Raw genomic sequence first — 210 nt, forward strand, 5'->3', positions numbered from 1 at the left:
CCGGGGTGCCGAGGGTCACGTCAAAGGTTGCATCCTGCCCTTCGTTGACGGTGCCGGCGTCACCGACCGTCAGGGTCGACGGGGCGTCCTGGGCATCGTCCAGGGTCGCGTCGCCGGTAGCGGTGAGGGACTGGTCGCCGATGGTGGTCGCCACCGTCAGGGTGAAGTCCTCGTCGCCCTCAAACACGCCGTCGTCCACCGTGGACACAA

General features: G+C 68.1%; 1 protein-coding gene. It reads right to left on the minus strand.

Annotation, left to right across the window (positions count from 1 at the left end; all coding sequences use genetic code 11):
• Nucleotides 1-210 (minus strand): hypothetical protein (locus A8L45_RS24965; RefSeq protein ID WP_175402099.1); only part of this gene is annotated, 210 nt, incomplete at both ends.

The sequence above is a fragment of the Veronia pacifica genome, assembly GCF_001707825.1.
In the GTDB taxonomy this organism is placed as follows: Bacteria; Pseudomonadota; Gammaproteobacteria; order Enterobacterales; family Vibrionaceae; genus Veronia; species Veronia pacifica.